The sequence below is a fragment of the Tolypothrix sp. VBCCA 56010 genome (assembly GCF_050875635.1).
In the GTDB taxonomy this organism is placed as follows: Bacteria; Cyanobacteriota; Cyanobacteriia; order Cyanobacteriales; family Nostocaceae; genus Hassallia.
Genome location: NZ_JBPAOH010000307.1, coordinates 1 through 2745, shown reverse-complemented (window position 1 = coordinate 2745; position 2745 = coordinate 1). Strand labels below are relative to the sequence as shown.

1 tRNA gene and 2 rRNA genes are annotated in these 2745 nt (G+C 50.3%); all 3 read right to left on the bottom strand.

Annotated features, from left to right (window positions below):
- Positions 1-755, bottom strand: a 23S ribosomal RNA gene (locus AABK37_RS40990); the annotation flags it as partial.
- Positions 756-1053: 298 nt separating this feature from the next.
- Positions 1054-1127 (bottom strand) — tRNA-Ile (locus tag AABK37_RS40985).
- A gap of 128 nt (positions 1128-1255) precedes the next feature.
- A 16S ribosomal RNA gene (locus tag AABK37_RS40980) occupies positions 1256-2744 on the bottom strand.
- Between the last annotated feature and the right edge of the window lies 1 nt (position 2745).

Sequence of the window (2745 nt, the reverse complement as noted above, 5' to 3'; positions counted from 1 at the left end):
ACCTCCACTTGGTGTTACCCAAGCTTCATCCTGGACATGGTTAGATCACCAGGGTTCGGGTCTATAAACACTGATTAATTGCGCCCTTTTCAGACTCGCTTTCGCTGTGGCTGCGGCTATATACGCCTTAACCTACCAGTGCCTATAAGTCGCCGGCTCATTCTTCAACAGGCACGCGGTCATCCGTTTAATCGGACTTCCACTGCTTGTAAGCTAACGGTTTCATGTTCTATTTCACTCCCCATTTGGGGTTCTTTTCACCTTTCCCTCGCGGTACTGGTTCACTATCGGTCACGCAGTAGTATTTAGCCTTACGAGATGGTCCTCGCTGATTCACATCGGATTCCTCGTGCCCCATGCTACTCGGGATACAGCTACTATCCATACAGTTTTCAATTACAGGACTTTCACCTTCTCTGGTGCAGTATTTCGCTGCTTCGTCTAACTTCTGGATTCGGTATCGCTGTCCCACTACCCCAATAGGAAATCCTACTGGTTTAGGCTTTTCCCCGTTCGCTCACCACTACTTAGGGAATCTCTATTGATTTTTTTTCCTCCAGCTACTAAGATGTTTCAGTTCGCTGGGTTGGCTCTTACCTGTCTATATATTCAACAGGTAGTATATAGGGTTGCCCCATTCGGAAATCTCCGGCTCTATGTTTGCTTCCAACTCCCCGGAGCATATCGTCGGTAACCACGTCCTTCATCGCCTCTGCGTGCCTAGGTATCCACCGTTAGCCCTTATTCGCTTGACCAAAAAACAATTGTTTTTCACAATGCAAACACCACTTCAGTTATGTCTGTGTGTGTCTGCCTGCAATTATTCGCTTCACTATGCAGTTTTCAAGGTTCAATTACTGGATATATATCCAGCAGGCTGGCAAACTTGATGCTCAGTTGCTGAAGAATCCATATCTAATTCGTGTTGCTATAGGACATCTGACCGCTAACAGCATAGCACCCAGCTTTACCCCAACACCAAAAAGTTACTAGGCAAAAGCCAAACACAGAATCAGAAATTCTTTTTACTTTTCCCAAATAACTTTTTTGAGGTGGGCCATCCTGGACTCGAACCAGGGACCTCACCCTTATCAGGGGTGCGCTCTAACCACCTGAGCTAATAGCCCATACTTCACGAACCAAAATATAGTTTGAAAGAAACTAACAACTTTTTCACGCCACCGACCATTAGGATGACCAACTCAATATTTAATCACAATCAAGCTTTCAATATTTGAGCGGGTAGGTCTCCTTTAAAGGAGGTGATCCAGCCACACCTTCCGGTACGGCTACCTTGTTACGACTTCACCCCAGTCACCAGTCCTGCCTTAGGCATCCCCCTCCCGAAGGTTGGGGTAATGACTTCGGGCACTACCAGCTTCCATGGTGTGACGGGCGGTGTGTACAAGGCCCGGGAACGAATTCACTGCAGTATGCTGACCTGCAATTACTAGCGATTCCTCCTTCACGCAGGCGAGTTGCAGCCTGCGATCTGAACTGAGCGACGGTTTGTGAGATTAGCTTGCCATCGCTGGGTAGCTGCCCTTTGTCCGTCGCATTGTAGTACGTGTGTAGCCCAGAACGTAAGGGGCATGCTGACTTGACGTCATCCCCACCTTCCTCCGGTTTGTCACCGGCAGTCTCTCTAGAGTGCCCAACTTAATGATGGCAACTAAAAACGAGGGTTGCGCTCGTTGCGGGACTTAACCCAACATCTCACGACACGAGCTGACGACAGCCATGCACCACCTGTGTTCGCGCTCCCGAAGGCACTCTTCTCTTTCAAGAAGATTCGCGACATGTCAAGTCCTGGTAAGGTTCTTCGCGTTGCATCGAATTAAACCACATACTCCACCGCTTGTGCGGGCCCCCGTCAATTCCTTTGAGTTTCACAGTTGCCTGCGTACTCCCCAGGCGGGATACTTAACGCGTTAGCTACGGCACGGCTCGGGTCGATACAAGCCACGCCTAGTATCCATCGTTTACGGCTAGGACTACTGGGGTATCTAATCCCATTCGCTCCCCTAGCTTTCGTCCCTCAGTGTCAGTTGCGGCCTAGCAGAGCGCTTTCGCCACCGGTGTTCTTCCTGATCTCTACGCATTTCACCGCTACACCAGGAATTCCCTCTGCCCCGAACGCACTCGAGCCGTGTAGTTTCCACTGCCTTTATGAGGTTGAGCCTCACTATTTAACAGCAGACTTACACAGCCACCTGCGGACGCTTTACGCCCAATCATTCCGGATAACGCTTGCATCCTCCGTATTACCGCGGCTGCTGGCACGGAGTTAGCCGATGCTTATTCCTCAGGTACCGTCATTGTCTTCTTCCCTGAGAAAAGAGGTTTACAACCCAAGAGCCTTCCTCCCTCACGCGGTATTGCTCCGTCAGGCTTTCGCCCATTGCGGAAAATTCCCCACTGCTGCCTCCCGTAGGAGTCTGGGCCGTGTCTCAGTCCCAGTGTGGCTGATCATCCTCTCAGACCAGCTACTGATCGTCGCCTAGGTGCGCTCTTACCACACCTACTAGCTAATCAGACGCGAGCTCATCTTCAGGCTATTAATATTTCACATTGCTGCACATTCGGTATTAGCCACCGTTTCCAGTGGTTGTCCCGAACCTGAAGGCAGATTCTCACGCGTTACTCACCCGTCCGCCACTAAGTACCGAAGTACTCCGTTCGACTTGCATGTGTTAAGCATACCGCCAGCGTTCATCCTGAGCCAGGATCAAACTCTCCGTTTTG